The organism is Paenibacillus selenitireducens, assembly GCF_002021565.1.
Lineage (GTDB): Bacteria > Bacillota > Bacilli > Paenibacillales > Paenibacillaceae > Paenibacillus_K > Paenibacillus_K selenitireducens.
Window position 1 is genome coordinate 346,163 of record NZ_MSZX01000004.1, and the last position, 15,849, is coordinate 362,011.

The 15,849-nt window shown below is 46.4% G+C and carries 16 protein-coding genes; 15 read left to right on the plus strand and 1 reads right to left on the minus strand.

Features of this window, described 5'->3' with window-relative positions; genetic code table 11:
* Positions 1–7: 7 nt before the first annotated feature.
* The 5 genes from recG (at position 8) to BVG16_RS12115 (ending at position 5,567) form a co-directional block, all read left to right on the plus strand.
* Positions 8–2,068, plus strand: coding sequence for an ATP-dependent DNA helicase RecG (gene recG / locus BVG16_RS12095; protein ID WP_078498928.1), 2,061 nt, complete (start codon positions 8–10; stop codon positions 2,066–2,068).
* A gap of 72 nt (positions 2,069–2,140) precedes the next feature.
* A complete protein-coding gene (locus BVG16_RS12100; protein WP_078498929.1) occupies positions 2,141–2,428 on the plus strand; it encodes a stage VI sporulation protein F in 288 nt (95 codons plus the stop codon).
* A gap of 137 nt (positions 2,429–2,565) precedes the next feature.
* The gene (locus tag BVG16_RS12105; protein ID WP_078498930.1) at positions 2,566–3,555 is read left to right on the plus strand and encodes an NADPH:quinone oxidoreductase family protein; all 990 of its coding nucleotides are present in this window, start codon (positions 2,566–2,568) and stop codon (positions 3,553–3,555) included.
* Positions 3,542–3,955 carry a YhgE/Pip family protein gene (locus BVG16_RS12110; RefSeq protein WP_269845589.1) on the plus strand — a complete coding sequence of 138 codons (414 nt, stop codon included), beginning with the start codon at positions 3,542–3,544 and terminating at the stop codon, positions 3,953–3,955. Before BVG16_RS12105 ends, BVG16_RS12110 begins: the two co-directional genes overlap by 14 nt.
* A gap of 310 nt (positions 3,956–4,265) precedes the next feature.
* Complete coding sequence (locus BVG16_RS12115; protein ID WP_408635331.1) at positions 4,266–5,567, plus strand: MFS transporter; 1,302 nt, start codon at positions 4,266–4,268, stop codon at positions 5,565–5,567.
* A 56-nt stretch (positions 5,568–5,623) separates the two neighbouring features.
* Here the strand turns inward: BVG16_RS12115 and BVG16_RS12120 are convergent, their stop codons facing one another.
* On the minus strand, positions 5,624–7,120 hold the full coding sequence (locus tag BVG16_RS12120) for a stalk domain-containing protein (protein ID WP_078498932.1): 1,497 nt from the start codon (positions 7,118–7,120) through the stop codon (positions 5,624–5,626).
* Positions 7,121–7,314: 194 nt separating this feature from the next.
* Here BVG16_RS12120 and BVG16_RS12125 point away from each other — a divergent pair, with 194 nt between their 5' ends.
* From BVG16_RS12125 to BVG16_RS12170, 10 genes are all read left to right on the plus strand, one after another.
* On the plus strand, positions 7,315–8,601 hold the full coding sequence (locus BVG16_RS12125) for a DNA polymerase IV (RefSeq protein ID WP_408635329.1): 1,287 nt from the start codon (positions 7,315–7,317) through the stop codon (positions 8,599–8,601).
* On the plus strand, positions 8,598–9,074 hold the full coding sequence (locus BVG16_RS12130) for a hypothetical protein (RefSeq protein WP_078498934.1): 477 nt from the start codon (positions 8,598–8,600) through the stop codon (positions 9,072–9,074). Before BVG16_RS12125 ends, BVG16_RS12130 begins: the two co-directional genes overlap by 4 nt.
* A gap of 119 nt (positions 9,075–9,193) precedes the next feature.
* A complete protein-coding gene (locus tag BVG16_RS12135) occupies positions 9,194–9,523 on the plus strand; it encodes an antibiotic biosynthesis monooxygenase family protein (protein WP_078498935.1) in 330 nt (109 codons plus the stop codon).
* A gap of 320 nt (positions 9,524–9,843) precedes the next feature.
* A complete protein-coding gene (locus BVG16_RS12140) occupies positions 9,844–10,599 on the plus strand; it encodes a hypothetical protein (RefSeq protein ID WP_078498936.1) in 756 nt (251 codons plus the stop codon).
* Between the two features lie 299 nt (positions 10,600–10,898).
* Positions 10,899–11,648 carry a class I SAM-dependent methyltransferase gene (locus tag BVG16_RS12145; protein WP_078498937.1) on the plus strand — a complete coding sequence of 250 codons (750 nt, stop codon included), beginning with the start codon at positions 10,899–10,901 and terminating at the stop codon, positions 11,646–11,648.
* Between the two features lie 88 nt (positions 11,649–11,736).
* Positions 11,737–12,252, plus strand: a complete 516-nt coding sequence (locus BVG16_RS12150) for a P-loop NTPase family protein (RefSeq protein ID WP_078499111.1) — start codon at positions 11,737–11,739, stop codon at positions 12,250–12,252.
* Positions 12,249–12,440, plus strand: a complete 192-nt coding sequence (locus BVG16_RS12155) for a hypothetical protein (RefSeq protein ID WP_078498938.1) — start codon at positions 12,249–12,251, stop codon at positions 12,438–12,440. The genes BVG16_RS12150 and BVG16_RS12155 overlap by 4 nt, the downstream gene beginning before the upstream one ends.
* Before the next feature lie 176 nt (positions 12,441–12,616).
* Positions 12,617–13,213 carry a YdcF family protein gene (locus BVG16_RS12160; protein ID WP_233147009.1) on the plus strand — a complete coding sequence of 199 codons (597 nt, stop codon included), beginning with the start codon at positions 12,617–12,619 and terminating at the stop codon, positions 13,211–13,213.
* A 97-nt stretch (positions 13,214–13,310) separates the two neighbouring features.
* Entirely contained in the window at positions 13,311–14,753 is a 1,443-nt protein-coding gene (locus tag BVG16_RS12165) for a sensor histidine kinase (RefSeq protein ID WP_078498940.1), read from the plus strand.
* 44 nt (positions 14,754–14,797) lie between these two features.
* Complete coding sequence (locus BVG16_RS12170) at positions 14,798–15,844, plus strand: Gfo/Idh/MocA family protein (protein ID WP_078498941.1); 1,047 nt, start codon at positions 14,798–14,800, stop codon at positions 15,842–15,844.
* Positions 15,845–15,849 lie beyond the last annotated feature (5 nt).

Sequence of the window (15,849 nt, forward strand, 5' to 3'; positions counted from 1 at the left end):
TATTCATATGGAACAATTAGATCTCAAGCAATTATCTTTACGAAAAATTAGCGGCGTGAGTGCTCCCAAGGAACTAGAGCTTCACGCCCTTGGCATTTCTAGCGTGGCAGACTTATTGGAATATTATCCATACCGTTACGAGGATTATCGACTGCGTGATTTGACGGAAGTGAAGGATGGCGAGAAGGTTACGGTCGAAGGGAAGATTGCTAGCAACCCTGTGGTCTCGCGCTTTGGCAAGAATAAATCGCGGATGACCTGTAAAGTGATGATCGGTTCTTTCCTTGTGACAGCAACATGGTTTAATCGCCATTTCCTGCAGGATCAAATCGTCGCAGGGCGAGAAATTGTAGTCACGGGCAAATGGGAACAGCAGCGGATGCAGATTACGGTATCCGATTCGGAATTTCCAGATCGCGGGGCAGGTCGTAAAGGAACTTTACAACCGGTGTATACCGTTGGCGGAAAAATCACGCAGACCTGGATTCGCAAGACGATGCTGCAAGCTTTGACACAGTACGGCGCATTAATTGAAGAGGTTTTGCCTTATCCGTTGGTTCAACAGTATCATCTGATGCCTCGCAAGCAAGCGGTAGCTGAAATCCATCATCCACAGAACACGGAAGTGGGACAACAGGCTCGGAAGCGTATGGTATATGAAGAGCTGTTCTTGTTCCAGCTGAAGCTGCAAGCATTTCGAACACTGACACGCGAACGGATGGATGGCATTGCTCATGAGGTTCCGAATCGAACCATTCGGGAATTTGTGCGAAGTCTTCCCTTTGAGTTGACGGATGCGCAGAAGCAGGTTGTCACGGAGATCCTCGCCGATTTGCGATCTTCAAGCTGCATGAACCGACTTCTGCAAGGGGACGTAGGCTCCGGGAAGACGGTCGTAGCCGCCATTGCGTTGTTCGCTTCGGTACGAGCCGGATATCAAGGCGCCTTGATGGTGCCGACAGAGATTCTAGCCGAACAGCATTTGCGTTCATTACAGAAATTATTCGAACCGCATGGCATTCAAGTAGGGCTCTTGACGGGAAGTGTGACAGGCCGTAAACGCAAGGATCTATTAGCCTCTCTGCAAATGGGACTCATTGATATCATCGTGGGTACCCATGCGTTGATTCAGGATGATGTATTCTTCCGACAGTTAGGTTTAGTCGTCACCGATGAACAGCATCGATTTGGCGTGAATCAACGCAGTGTCTTGCGTCGCAAAGGACTGAATCCGGATGTGTTAACGATGACGGCAACGCCGATTCCGCGAACGCTCGCGATTTCTGCCTTTGGGGACATGGATGTCTCCACCATTTCGGAGCGACCGAAAGGCCGCAAGCCGATTCAGACGTTCTGGGTCAAACATAGTATGTTGGATCGGGTTCTAGGCTTCATTCGCAAAGAAGTGGATCAAGGGCGGCAAGCCTATATGATTTGTCCGTTGATCGAGGAATCCGAGAAGTTGGATGTGCAGAATGCGATCGATCTATTCGTGCAAATGCAGCAAGCGTTGCCACAGCATTACGGCGTGGGCCTATTACACGGACGGATGAGCGCGCAGGAAAAAGAAGAGGTCATGCAGCAGTTCAGCCGTAATGAACTGCAAGTTCTCATATCTACGACGGTTATCGAGGTAGGGGTTGACGTACCGAACTCGACGCTGATGATCGTGATGGATGCCGATCGGTTCGGACTCTCTCAGCTTCATCAGCTCCGCGGACGCGTAGGGCGGGGCGAGCACCAGTCCTATTGTATTCTTACCGCGGATCCGAAGTCGGAAGTGGGTCAACAGCGGATGCAAGTTATGACGGAAACGGATGATGGCTTCGAAGTATCTCGACGGGATCTCGAGCTGCGCGGGCCGGGGGATTTCTTCGGGACGAAGCAGAGCGGGCTGCCGGAGTTCCGGCTGGCGGATATGGTGACCGATTTTGCTGTACTTGAGCAGGCTCGGGATGATGCGGCTAAGCTGGTGAACGATGCCGACTTCTGGACTTCTGCCAGTTATGTCGGTCTGCGGCGCTATTTGCAACAGGAACAAATTTTCCAAGGAGATTTATTGGACTAGTTCAGTGGACAAGCGGTACCTGCATATACTGGGGGATAACGTCGTGATGTTGTTCTGCAGGAGGTGCGATGCGTGAGTTATGTTAAATACGGAATTAGTAAAGAATTTGTGGAACGGGTAAAGCGGAAGCTGAAGACCCCGGCCACCAAAGACAAATTGAAACAGCTGCTTGATGGAGTAAATAAATCTGATTTGCAAGATCGGGCGAAAGTACGTCGTTTAGTCAAATCAGCCGGAACGATTCTTAACGAAAAGTTGACGAGTACGCAAGAGGATCAGATTGTTGCTTTTGTTCTGGCGCAGAAAATTGATCCTCAGAATACGTTCCATCTTATCAAATTGTGGGGAATGTTCCGGTGAATTGATGTGCAAGCGGATATCGTTGTGCACGTAAGTCCGTCTTTTTGAAAAGGCGGGCTTTTTTGTATTTGCCCAACATATGCTACAATGATAAACAATGGACTACTAGTGCAATATACATACGGGAGGAATTTGTGATGACAAGATTTCAAGCTTTCGTAGTAGAACAAGAAGGCGACGAGACTCGAACACAGGTCAAAATGCTGTCAATGGAGGACTTGCCAGAAGGTGATGTCACGATACGTGCGGCATACTCTAGTGTGAATTTTAAGGACGGTCTTGCTACGGTGCCTCAAGGCGGTATTGTCAAGCAATATCCTTTCATTCCAGGAATTGATGTAGCAGGTACGGTCGTGGAGTCGAAGGATGAGCGGTTTGAAGAAGGAGATTTTGTACTCGTTACGGGCTATGGATTAGGTGTCTCTCAGTTCGGTGGGTTTAGTGAATATGTGCGTGTACCTGGGGATTGGATCGTCCATCTCCCGGCAGGTCTGACGTTGAAGGAATCGATGGCTATTGGTACGGCTGGCTTTACAGCGGCATTATCCATACAGAAGCTGGAACAGCATGGATTGACGCCGGATAAGGGAGAAGTTCTGGTTACAGGGGCTTCTGGAGGCGTAGGCAGCTTAGCCGTTGCGATGCTGTCAAAGCGCGGATACCATGTTGTCGCAAGTACCGGCAAGACAGAAGAGCATGATTTCTTGCGGCAGCTCGGGGCCAAAGAAATTTTGACTCGTGAGGATGTATCTCCTGAGAAAATAAGGCCGATGAACAAGACGCGTTGGGCTGGAGTTGTTGATCCTGTTGGTGGGAATACGCTAGCTCATGCGCTAAGCACAATGCAGTACGGCGGGGCCGTAGCCGTGAGCGGCATGACGGGTGGAGCAGCTTTTCCAGGGAATGTGTATCCGTTTATTTTACGAGGCGTACAGCTCATTGGCATTGATTCGGTGTATTGCCCGATGGAGGAACGCATCGCATTATGGAAACGGCTGGGGATGGATTTGAAGCCGGATCTCTTGCTGGATCAAATCGGTCGCGTGACGACTTTGGCGCATCTGTCTAGTATTATCGATCTTATTTTGCAAGGGAAATTAAGAGGTCGTATGATTGTGGCGTTATAACACGAATGGGTATATGGAATGGGTTGTCGTCTGTATGATATCGAGCTTAACTTTCTTTGCAATCGTGCAGTTCTTTACTACTTCGTTCGGTAATGTCGGACGGTTTATCGTCGTTATATTGCTTGTGCTGCAGCTATCGGCTTCCGCAGGGACTTTCCCGATCGAGTTGGCACCGAGCTTCTTCCAGACGATTCACCCGTATTTGCCGATGACGTATGCCATTCGCGCATTCCGCGGCGTCGTATCGAGCGGGGATTTGGGATATGTCTGGACAAATATAGGCGTGCTTTCCATCTTTATGATCTCTTGTCTTGTGGGAAGTTTCTTCTATTTCCGACTTCGGTTCCGCAAGCTCGTTAAGAGCGAACGTGTAGTCGATCAGCAAGAGGTTACGGTTTAATGAACAATAAGCAGGTAGGGCCCATGGGCTCTGCCTGTTTTTTTTATTTACTGATGCGTGGAGATTCGCTTGACTGGATCGTGATCGTGATATAATGAAGGCAATAATACTTAGGAGGCGTTTTAATATGAAGTGCACAAACCTATTTAGGGCTCAAATTCAAGGGGAATACGTATCACTCGCCCTATAAACTGCGTTATCCCCTTTAATTTGGAAGGGGTAAAATGTTTTGGTGAAACAAGATGGATATGAATCGGATCATGCTCTATATGCACGTCAAGTTAGAAGTACCTTTGGCTGGCTTTGCTTCTTGGTGTTCTTCAGTACGCTGAATGAAACCGTGTTTAATGTGTCGCTACCTGATATTGCGAAGCAATTTGGTATTGCGCCCTCGGTGGCGAATTGGGTAAACACAAGCTTTATTCTTTCTTTTGGTGTCGGATCGTTGATTTTTAGTAGAATAGCGGATATTTACAGTGTCAAAAAATTGCTGATCATCGGGTTGCTCATCTACAGCGGAGGATCGCTGATGGGGATGATAGCACAGTCATACTTTCCTGCTGTGGCTGCCGCACGAATGATTCAAGGGGCTGGTGCATCTGCGGTTCCAGGACTTATTATGGTCATCATTACGCGGTATGTCGACAAGCAGAATAGGGGCAAGGCTTTTGGATTGGTAGGTTCCGTCGTAGCACTTAGTGAAGGGATAGGTCCTGCCATCGGTGGGATTGTTGCGGATTATATCCATTGGTCCTTTCTGTTCCTGCTCCCGGTGATGACGTTATTCACCATCCCATTTTGGGTTAAAGTGTTGCCTAACGAGACGAAGCAAGAGGGCAAAACAGATTTCATCGGGGCGATACTCTTGTCTGTCGGCATCGTGACGATGACCTTGTATATGACGCAGCATCAATGGATGTATTTGTTGATTGGCTTGCTGTTCAGTATCTTGTTCCTGATGCATATTCGCCGTGCAGAGCAGCCGTTCCTTTCTCCCTCATTGCTCCGGAACCGTCGGTTCATTTTTGGCGTGTTGACGGGCGCCTTGATGCTCGGCATCGTGGCGGGTTTTATATCCATGGTGCCTTATATGATGCGGGACGTCCATGCATTAACGACAGGTATGATCGGTGGGAGAATCCTATTTCCCGGGACCATCAGTGTCATTCTGTTTGGCGTGATAGGCGGCGTGCTCGTCGATAAGCGAGGGGTTACCGTTGTATGGTACTTGGGTTTCATGGCCATCGCTGCGAGTTTCGTGACGATTACGTTATTTTTAGATCGAACGCCATGGTTTATGCCTGTTGTGCTGATCTTTATTTTCGGGGGACTTTCTTTTGTCAAAACGGTCATTTCAACGGTGGTTTCGGCGTCTTTGGATGCAGAGCAGGCGGGTGCGGGAATGGGATTGCTTAATTTGGTCTGTTTTCTGGCTGAGGGCATTGGCATCGCCGTGGTTGGCAGCCTATTAACGGAACATGTCGTCGCTTTTCCATGGTTGTTATCGTTGCAATCGGCGAAAGCATCTCTATACAGTAATGTCTTACTGATTTTAGTGATATTCACTGTCATTAGCGGGTTAGCTTTTGCTTGGAATTTTAAAAGAAAATGATGAAACAAAAAAGAGAGCCGGTCTAATGATCGGCTTTTTTTGTTGGTTGAAGGCGTCTAGTCGATATCCGCTATGAGCCATTTGTTATTTTCGAGTATTAGCGCAATGCCCGGGGAACTTGAATTGTCTCCATTGCGGTTAAATAAATAGTTGAAAGTAACGTAAGCCACGTAAGCTTTTCCTTCATAACGAGATTGGAAGCGGATATCCCGAACTGCGGTAATTTGCCGATACCCGATATCCTCGAAAGCCGGGAAGAAGTAATCCTTCTGTTTGAAAAGTGTCTTAAGCTTCTGACCATCTCGCTTGTTCAGCGCAACGGCATACTCATTCACGATTGCAGCGATCGCGTATTCGGTCGAATCTTTCGCATACCCGTCAAGCGGCAACAGGCTTGGTTGGTATTGCAAGTGCACGCTGCCTATTTCCTTGGACCATGTGATGTCAAAATGGAAGGCATCGGCTATTGCCCGCAGAGGCAAATAGGTTACGCCATTCAGCACGATCGGTTCTGCTTCAGGAGTGAAGAGAGGTTCGCCATCTATCCATAGGCTCACTTTCTTCTGCTGAGGGGCGGTCATGGCTGCTGATCCATTGGAAGACGTCGAAATGGACACTTGTTTGCTATGTCCGAGGTAGCTCACATGCCATCCCAAAGCAGACGCTAAGGATCGGAGTGGAAGCAGCATGCGTCCGTCTCGGAGGACAGGCTGTATCGCTGGATCTGTAACCGGCACGCCGTTGATGGATAAAAGCGGCTTGAGAGGGGCTTGAATCTCGATTTGGCGCGAGCTCGTGAGACCGTTCGTCACGTAGGTCAGTTCCCATTTACCTGGGGTAATAGGCTGCAGGGAACCGTCGACGGCTTCCCCGTAAGCGGGCAAAGGAAATGAAACATCATATCGTGCTTGAGAAATAGTTCCGACATATATACGAAGAGCGCGTTTGCTCGGGAACGATTCGCCCTTGACGGACGTGTAACCGGATAAGATGCCGTCTGGAATAACATAGAGTTGAATAGGGCCTTGTTCGCTATGAGCATCGCTGCCAGTTAAGCGTATCGTTTCCCCGATTCGAGGCTGGAGCGTGCTGATCCGTGTCTGTTCAGGCATTTTGAGCAGCTTATTCAGTTCCTTAACTACATCAGCGTTTTGAGCGTAGTATTCTTGCTCCCCGTCTTGGATGACGACAGTATCCTGACTTGCGAACGTTAGTGACAGGGAAGTATCGTCATTGAACGTGATCGTAAAATCGGTAGCAAAAAAATGCTGTTCCGCATCCATCGTATTCGTATAAGGCTTGGCCTTACCTATGAGCTTCGTCAATGCCTGAGCAACGGTACTGATCAAGGCTTGATCTTCTTCCCGAGAGGCGAATAAGGGGAGATATTGCAAATCCGCATGGCTCATATTAACCCTTTTGATGTCTTCCGTTCGGTAGGTCACCGTATTCGTGCCCATGGCTTGAGCGGTTTGGGGAGCTGGAGTAACGGGTACGCATGAAGCAAGGAGCAACGTGATGAATGTCGTTATTAGAAACCGGCTGGCTTTCATAGCACTCACCTTTCATGTCTTCGATCTCGATCTTTACCTAGTTAGACTGGATGAATGGGCAAAAGGTTACGGTACAATCGCCCATTTTGTATCCATTGCTAAAAAAATACCAAAAAATACTTGCATATCGAACAAATGTTTGGTGTATAATAAATACGAATATACGTTCGATTCAATGTGTGGTTAGCAAGAACATGTGGAGGGTGTTGCGGTTGAATACCAAAAGCGAAAGGGTCATATTTTTAGCGGATTGTCAGAGTTTTTATGCCAGCGTAGAGAAAGCAGATCATCCAGAGTACGACAACAGGCCGGTTGCAGTAGCTGGTGACCCTGCGCGAAGGTCAGGTATCATTCTGGCCGCATGTCCGATCGCTAAGAGCTTTGGCGTGACGACAGCCGAACGACTAGGTGAGGCACTTAAGAAATGTCCGGATCTTGTCATTATGCGTCCCCGCATGCAGCACTATATCGATGTTTCTTTGATGATTACCCAGATTTATGAGGAGTTTACGGATTTGGTTGAAATATTCAGTATTGATGAGCAATTCCTGGATGTGTCAGCGAGCCAATCGATTTTCGGGGACCCAATCACTATTGCCAAGGCGATGCAACAGCGGGTGATGAGCCAGACAGGAGTGCGGATTCGGGTAGGGATTAGCACAAATAAAATATTGGCTAAAATCGCGACGGATATCTGGGCGAAGAAAAATAAAAACGGTATTTTCACCTTGCTTCCATCCGACGTGTCCACCAAGCTGTGGCCAGAACCGGTTCATAAAATGTTCGGTGTCGGTTCCCGGATGACCAAGCATTTTGCTAAACTGGGGATGGTGACGATCGGAGATATCGCAAGAACGCCGCTGCCGGAGCTGAAGGATAAATTTCGGGCTCGCTTCGGCAAGCAGTCGGATATTCATGCCGAGGTTATGTGGCGGACAGCGAACGGGTTGGACGATAGTCCTGTCACGCCGGGTACATTTCATACGCCGCCGAAATCTGTTGGTCATATGATGACCTTGCCACGAGATTATGCAGATTCCGCGGAGGTCGATACGATTCTGCTCGAATTGACCGAGGAAGTCTGCCGAGATTGTCGGCTGAAAGGATATATGGGCTCGGTTGTAACTGTCAGCTGCATGTGCAGTCCGTATGAAGCCCCTACAGGATTTTCACGTCAGATGAAAATGCCAGACCCGACGAATAATACGAACAAAGTATTTGAGATGGTGAAGAGAATCTTTTATCAATATTGGGATCAGATGCCTGTACGCCGTGCGGGAGTTATGTTAAGCACGTTGGTGGATGACCAGCATTATCAACTGACGCTTTTCGAGAATCAAGAAAGAACTCGAGCGTTGGATAAGGTGACGGATACGATTAAAGAACGATACGGCAGTGCGGCGATTGTTAGAGCGTCTTCCCTCACCCGTGCGGGCCAAGCGCTAGAGAGATCCATGAAAATTGGGGGGCATTATAAATGAGCAAAAAGCTGGAGAAGAATGGGCTTTGGGAGTCCAGTCGTATGATGCTGCCGCAGCACCGGGAAGCTTTATTAAATAGGCACCGTGATGTGCCCCATGTTGCGCCAAGCCGCCCGAAGAGGGAGGAAATCGAACTGATGCGTGACTATATCCTGCTTCCGGTCATGCATACTTTGGTGAGCAAAAAGATGCGCGAGATGGAAGCGTCCTCCGAGACGTTAAAATTGCTGTATGCCAAGGTTGCACAAATTCTCGCCCAGAGCATTTATATGGATTTATCTAAAATCAAACAAGAAATGATGGAGAAAGAGATCCGTATGTCTGACGAGGAAAAGGATGACAGTATGATCCATTGCCGTTATGTCTGCCGCGGTTATGAAGATGGCTTTACGATCACGAAAGAAGCGATGCGCGCGGAGATCAGTGTGCGGCTACGGAGATATACCGATCAATTGATGGCGAAGCTGAGATAGAACATTTCATGATGGGAACATTTTATATTTATTTTGAAATAAAATGGCTTCCGCTCTATAATATTTAGGTTATATGCTAAGCTGGAGATAGAGAAGCTATATCGAAGGGGGAACATGAAATGAGTGGTATTGCAAAAACGCCTCAACCTCCGTATTATGCGGTCATTTTCGTCTCGGAACGAACGGAAGGCGACAATGGATACGGAAAAATGGCTGACAAAATGGAAGAGTTGGCCACTAAGCAGGAAGGATTTTTAGGGGTAGAAAGCGCACGGGGGGACGATGGCTTGGGGATCACGGTCTCATACTGGGAATCTCTTGATGCTATAAAGTCATGGAAAGAGAATTCGGCTCACCAAGTTGCGCAGGACCGCGGGAAAAGAGATTGGTACCAAAGTTTCGCATTACGGGTATGTAAAGTCGAAAGAGACAAGTATTTTGAAATGTAATTGCTATGCTGAATGAACTGCAATCATTAGGTTAATACACATCAAGAGAGCTGCCGGACGTTTAGGATCGGTGGCTTTTTTCATAAGCAGAACAGTCTTTTCGAGTAGGGAATCGATGCGGAACATGTAAAAGGACGCGCCCGTCATATCTACGAGTCCGTGGGCTTTGTTGTTGAAGGAACACTCAGGGAAACGCTCCGAAAGGGAGATCTATATGAATCTCTTATTGTGATGTCACTATTAAGATCGGAATATCTAGCTCGCAGTTGACCGCTATCCAATCCTGAGCAGTAAATTCGTGATACGAAGGGAGAGTGAACATGCTTCTTCGAAAAATGATGGTTGCGTATGTTACGACGTGGATCATGTTGTTCTGTCTTGGGTTCTTCTCTTTAGGTGGAGGGGAAGCATGGAATGCTGCAGAACGTTATATGGGGTGGTTTTTAGTTGTTGCGATGTACGCCGTCCCAGTGATCTTCCTTTACGGGATTATTGTATCCGCACTTGTCGAGGGGGCAACCTTGAAGCTGAAATTTACCGGTCCTGGGGAATGGCTCGTATCGGGCTTTCTCCATGTTATTTTTGGGCTTGCATTCGGTATCTTACTGCAGTCTTCCTTGTTTAGCATTATAGGCGGAACGGCAGCGATGCTGTTCTTTAGTTTCGATAGGATCATCATGTACATTACACCTCGTTATAGGCGGAGAATTTGGTCGTTCTTACTCATCATGCCGATTGTCGTATTCATTGTCATTGCAGGAACGTTGTCCTGGTCTTCCCCGCCCAGACCGCCGTTTACCGCGAATGATGCGGTGACCTTCGCTACGTCAGGCCAAGGGACGATCATCGATGCCTTTCCAAAACAAGAGGGTAAGATACACTTGCAAATTGAAGGTTATGAGGTGGAGCGGGAAACCGTGATCGAAACAACCGAGGTAAAGGAGAAATACCTTGTTCATTTTATAGAGCGTTGGCGAAAAGGACAAGAGGTGGGTGAACATCGATGGACGTATGCGGTCATCCGTGGTGGAATGAATTTTGAAGAAGAGAAGGGGGAGCAACCTCCTTACGTATAAGGGATACTTGTTTGCGTAAGTTCCTTTTGATAATCAATGCTTTGGAAGTTGTCTGAATGAGAAATGAATGAACTGAAACATCTCTTGTAAAATCTATAGCTTGCAGATCATGCTTTCCAAAATTTATAATATAAAGAAATCTACCTATGAGGTGAAGAGGATGTCATTCCGTATCGTTCGAAGTAACTAGTTATCGGGCTGGAAAAAACGCGTACCAGCTATCAAGGGGGGACTCTGCCCTTTTGATCCAATGCCAAGTTGCTTTGAACATCTCAAATTAAAGGTGGAGAACAAACAAAATGAATGAATTAGAATATCGAAATTTTTATGATCGCGTTGGAAAAATGAACGGATGGGATTTCAGCCGTGTGAAATGTCAATCCGAAGGGGCAGCATGGGATTTTTATGATGTTGTTACGCAGAACTCCAAGAAATCCGACATGCTATTAGATATCGGCACCGGCGGGGGAGAAGCGCTGTTATCGATCGTTGATGCTGCTTTGTTACTCATCGGCATCGATCATTCGATGGGCATGATTCAGACCGCACAGGCAAATGTCTCTGCGTCTAAAGCTTCCAATGTCCGTATGCTGTATATGGATGCTGCGCACATTCAATTCCCTGAGGGGTTCTTTCAAGTTATATCCAATCGGCATAGCGGTTTTGATCCGAGGGAAGTAGCAAGAGTGTTAGCGGAAGGCGGATGTTTTCTCACGCAGCAGGTGGGCGAAGCCGATAAAATGAACTTAAAACTTGCTTTTGGGAGAGGGCAGGCTTTCGAGGTTCCGGACGGTACGTTGATGAACCTATACATGACGCAATTAGAGGAAGTGGGATTTCGAGATATCCAATCCTTCGAGTATGATGCCATAGACTATTATGAAACTTACGAGGATCTCGTGTTCTTGTTAAAGCACACGCCGATCATCCCGAATTTTGGTCAGACAGCCGAGGATTTTACGATACTTCATCAATTCATCGAAGAACATCAGACAAGTAAAGGGATTCGAACGAATTCCAAGCGATTCATGATCATTGCGAGAAAATAAGGGATAGCAAGGTGCCGGGGGAGACCCTGGCACTCTTTTTTCTCAAGCATGTGTGGGGTGTATTGAAGGAGATGAAGGAACGACTGATATGAGAATACGTCTTATCGGCGCCTGCAGAAGCGGCAAATCTTACATTGCCAAAGAACTATCGAGGGAATACGGTGTTCCCTACTACGAGCTAGATAATTGTGTGTGGGACAGGAGTGTAGAGAATCGTAAATTTCCGGTCGACGCTAGAGATACGATGTTGCACGATATCATACATACGGAGTCGTGGATTGTAGAAGGCGTGCATTACAAATGGGGTCAAGAGAGCTTCGCCAAGGTAGATTGGATCTTCGTTATTCAGTCCAATACATATGTTAGAGACTATAGAGTTTTTCGTAGATTTGTACGAACGAGACTCGGTCTAGAGGAATGGAATTATAAGCAATCGTGGAAGAATCTGTACCAGATGCTTTTTGTATGGAATAAAGGATATGATAAGGATAGCATGAAGGATATTATGGAAATGACGGCTTGCTATGCAGATAAGCGGATCGTTGTGAAGAGCAATCAAGAGATTATGCGCTTTGTGCAGAATCAGAAAGAGGTGATCTCGTGACCATTACCTATGAGAACACAGTGCCAAGCGGCAGTGATGTTATGAGATTAATAGAATACAAAGAGCATGATTTGATGATGGTTCAACTTTTTGCCACCAAGGATAAATATACCTACTATAAAAAGTTTGGTTTCGAAGAACGTCCCAGCGATGCCCCGGGAATGCGATGGATCTCTAGAGAGGATTGACGATTAGTATGCGAGTACGAACGATACAGATAAAGTCCCGATATATCGATATTTTGCTTACCCTCCTATGTCTATGCCTGCTTATCTTTGTTGGTACAGGGTTTGGCGTTGTGCTTTTTTGTGTTGGTTGTATAAGTTTTATGATTTTAAGAAGAATTGATTGGCGTAAGCATATCATGTTCAGGAGAATTCTCCTCGTATGTCTGGGGCTTGGCCTTGTGTCCTTCCTCATTATAGAATCATTTGTGATATCAGGCTTCAGCGTCAATGACAGTGATGTATCTGATGTGGATTATGTGGTGGTATTGGGCGCAGGACTCAAAGGTTCGGAGGTATCCACCACGTTGCGGCAAAGACTGGATGCTAGTGCGGAATATGCGAGTATGCATAAGGAAATCCCGATCATTGTGTCAGGTGGGCAAGGTCCCGGAGAACATCTGCCGGAAGCCGTCGCGATGAAGGATTACCTGGTAAGTAAAGGATTTGCCGTAGATCGAATCTTGTTAGAGAGCAAATCGACGAGCACGCAAGAAAATCTGCTGTTTACGAGAAAGATTCTACGTAACAAGGGGATTCAGCATCCTAAGATTCTCATTGTTACAAGTGATTACCATATGTTTCGCGCGGAGCTTATCGCACGTAAGTTAGGATATGAGACGTATGGGATATCCAGTCCGTCACCGGCGCATCTCAAGCCTATCAATATGATTCGGGAGTATTTCGCAATGGTCAAAACCATCATTACATTGCAGAGTAAAAACGGAATTACGTAAGAATAATGTAACACCGTTTTTACTCGTAAAATTTATCTTCAGTTAAGTTTCCTTTAAGGATCTGTATGGATAATAAAGGAAAAAACTGGAGGATTCCATGACGATTCGTTTAAGATTGACTTTCATATATTCGGGTATATTAGCTTCCGCATTACTGCTGTTTGGCATAGCTTTGTACAGCTTCTTACAGTACTACCTGTACAACGATTTGAAATCCTCACTCCAAGAACAGACCCATCTTTTTCGAGACAAAGTAAAATATAGCCTAGCTGTAGACCCTGTGGGTTGGAACTTTTTGATTCAAATTGAAGATTTCGATACGGTCCAGACCGGGATGTACGTGCAAATAATTAATTTGATAACGGGTCAAAAGGAACGGTCCAATAATTTAGGCAATGCCCAATTGCCTTATGCCCCTAAGGATTCAGAAGAAAAGCAGGGGTATTATACGACTGCAACCATTCGCCACACTCCTTTTCTGATCTATAACGCGCCATTGCTATTGAACGATAAAGTGGTGGGTGTCTTACAAGCGGCATATCCGATCGGCGTCGTCACCAAATTTCTAACGATTCTCCAATATTTGTTATTCTTCTTGTCAAGTATTGTGATCCTGCTGGCTGTATGTATAGGTTGGCTATCCGCGAAAAGATCTTTACGGCCAATCTACGCCTTAATTCAGGCGACTCAACAAATTCAGAGCAGCGAAGACCTCGGCAAAAGAGTCCAAATAGAGCATACAGCAGATGAGGTTAGTCTATTGAGCAAGACGATCAATGGCATGTTGGATCGAATCCAGACGATGTATGCGGAGTTAGACCGAGCTTATGCCACGCAGCGCCGTTTTATAGCGGATGCATCGCACGAGTTGAGGACGCCGCTCACCACGATCAACGGCAATGCAGAGCTCCTTCACAAAATCTGGACACCTTACAATCAACCCCCATACTGTTTAGCTGACAAACATGAAATTGAGATTTCTGTCGAAGCGCTCCATGATATTGTGGATGAGGGCCACCGCATGCGGAGATTAGTTCATGATTTACTGACCTTGGCAAGAGCCGATGCGGGACAACAAATGAAGCAAGATAGGGTTGAAATTAGACCCGTTATTGAAGCTGTAGTGAGAAAAGCGCAGCTCCTCCCGAAGACGGCAGATTTTCAAGCTAATGGCCTTGAGGTGTTAGAGAATCTGTATGTGATTGGAGATAAGGATTATCTTCAGCAGCTATTCTTCATTTTTCTAGATAATGCATTCAAATTTACTTCAGAAGGTACTGTGGAGTTTGTAGCTTCCAAGGGAGAACATGACATTCAATTTATGATTCGAGACAGCGGGATAGGCATGAGCCCAGAGGAAATTTCCCACGTCTTTGAACGCTTCTACCGTGCGGATACGTCAAGAGGCAACACGCCGGGTACGGGGCTCGGGTTATCCATTGCCAAATGGATCTTGGATGAGCACCGAGGTACGGTAGAGATCAAGAGCTGCGAACATGAGGGGACGACGTTTATTATTCGTCTGCCGATGGCGGATTGAGATCGTATGTATATATCAACTTCAAGAAGAATAGGGGGAGTTTCGTGAAGGTGGCAATTATTGGGGGAGGTTTTGGGCTTCGGGTCCAAGCACCTATTATCCAAAGTTATGCTCAGATGAACTTAGTTGCAGTAAGTACGATGCATCGTCATCAAATCCCTGACGAAATATCGAATGATGTGTCGATCAGACACTATACAGATTGGATAGAAATGTTAGACAAAGAAAGCTTAGATCTCGTCTTTGTGAGTTCACTGCCGACGTTTCATTATGAAATGGTTAAACATGCGATAGAGCAGGGCATCCATGTGATTTGCGAGAAACCTTTTACGATAAATAAGCTTCAAGCGAAGGAACTATTACATCTCTCTGAACAATATCATGCCAAAGTATTGATTGACTTTGAGTGGAGATATCTCCCCATCCGGCAAAAAGTCAAGGACCTGATTCGAAGTCATGAGCTCGGTGAATTGATACATCTTGAGTACCATATATCTACGCCTCAATATCAACATCTACAGTCAAACAAGCGAGGTTGGATGGGGGAGAAGCATCATTTTGGTGGCATGCTGGGGGCTATAGGTACGCATATGATCGATTGCTTAAGATGGCTGAGCGAAGATGAAATGGCGGATATTTCGGGTTTTGTACATACACATGTCCCAGAGGGCGCGGAAGAGCAGCGAGATGCTGATGATGCGTTTTTTATTCATGGAAGGATGAAACGTCTTGCGACATTTTCGATGCAATTCATATCAGGCATCCATCATGGATTTGGTTCGTCGTTAAAGATCTTCGGTAATCAAGGAACCCTTACGCTGCATAATGACGAAAAGCTGTGCCTAGGGAAAGCCAATGAATCGTTAACTGAAATAAAAGTACCCTCTCTTCATGACGAAGATCATAGATTATCTCTAGAGGCGCATGCTTATTATCAAGCGTTTTTTCCATTCCTGGAGAAAGCCTATGAATATATGGTGCATAGCAAGACCGATAAGGATATCCCAACGATTTATGATGCTTATGCCAATCAATTAGTCATCGATCCGTTTCTATCCATAGATAGCGATGAACAGATCCCTTTACGATAGCAGGT

What these genes read in the sequence shown, in the direction of transcription:
- BVG16_RS12160 (WP_233147009.1), top strand. Translation starts at nt 12,617, where the DNA reads ATGTTCAGGAGAATTCTCCTCGTATGTCTGGGGCTTGGCCTTGTGTCC.
- BVG16_RS12145 (WP_078498937.1), top strand. Translation starts at nt 10,899, where the DNA reads ATGAATGAATTAGAATATCGAAATTTTTATGATCGCGTTGGAAAAATG.
- BVG16_RS12130 (WP_078498934.1), top strand. Translation starts at nt 8,598, where the DNA reads ATGAGCAAAAAGCTGGAGAAGAATGGGCTTTGGGAGTCCAGTCGTATG.
- BVG16_RS12140 (WP_078498936.1), top strand. Translation starts at nt 9,844, where the DNA reads ATGCTTCTTCGAAAAATGATGGTTGCGTATGTTACGACGTGGATCATG.
- BVG16_RS12135 (WP_078498935.1), top strand. Translation starts at nt 9,194, where the DNA reads ATGAGTGGTATTGCAAAAACGCCTCAACCTCCGTATTATGCGGTCATT.
- recG (WP_078498928.1), top strand. Translation starts at nt 8, where the DNA reads ATGGAACAATTAGATCTCAAGCAATTATCTTTACGAAAAATTAGCGGC.
- BVG16_RS12105 (WP_078498930.1), top strand. Translation starts at nt 2,566, where the DNA reads ATGACAAGATTTCAAGCTTTCGTAGTAGAACAAGAAGGCGACGAGACT.
- BVG16_RS12120 (WP_078498932.1), bottom strand. Translation starts at nt 7,120, where the DNA reads ATGAAAGCCAGCCGGTTTCTAATAACGACATTCATCACGTTGCTCCTT.
- BVG16_RS12150 (WP_078499111.1), top strand. Translation starts at nt 11,737, where the DNA reads ATGAGAATACGTCTTATCGGCGCCTGCAGAAGCGGCAAATCTTACATT.
- BVG16_RS12125 (WP_408635329.1), top strand. Translation starts at nt 7,315, where the DNA reads ATGTGGAGGGTGTTGCGGTTGAATACCAAAAGCGAAAGGGTCATATTT.
- BVG16_RS12165 (WP_078498940.1), top strand. Translation starts at nt 13,311, where the DNA reads ATGACGATTCGTTTAAGATTGACTTTCATATATTCGGGTATATTAGCT.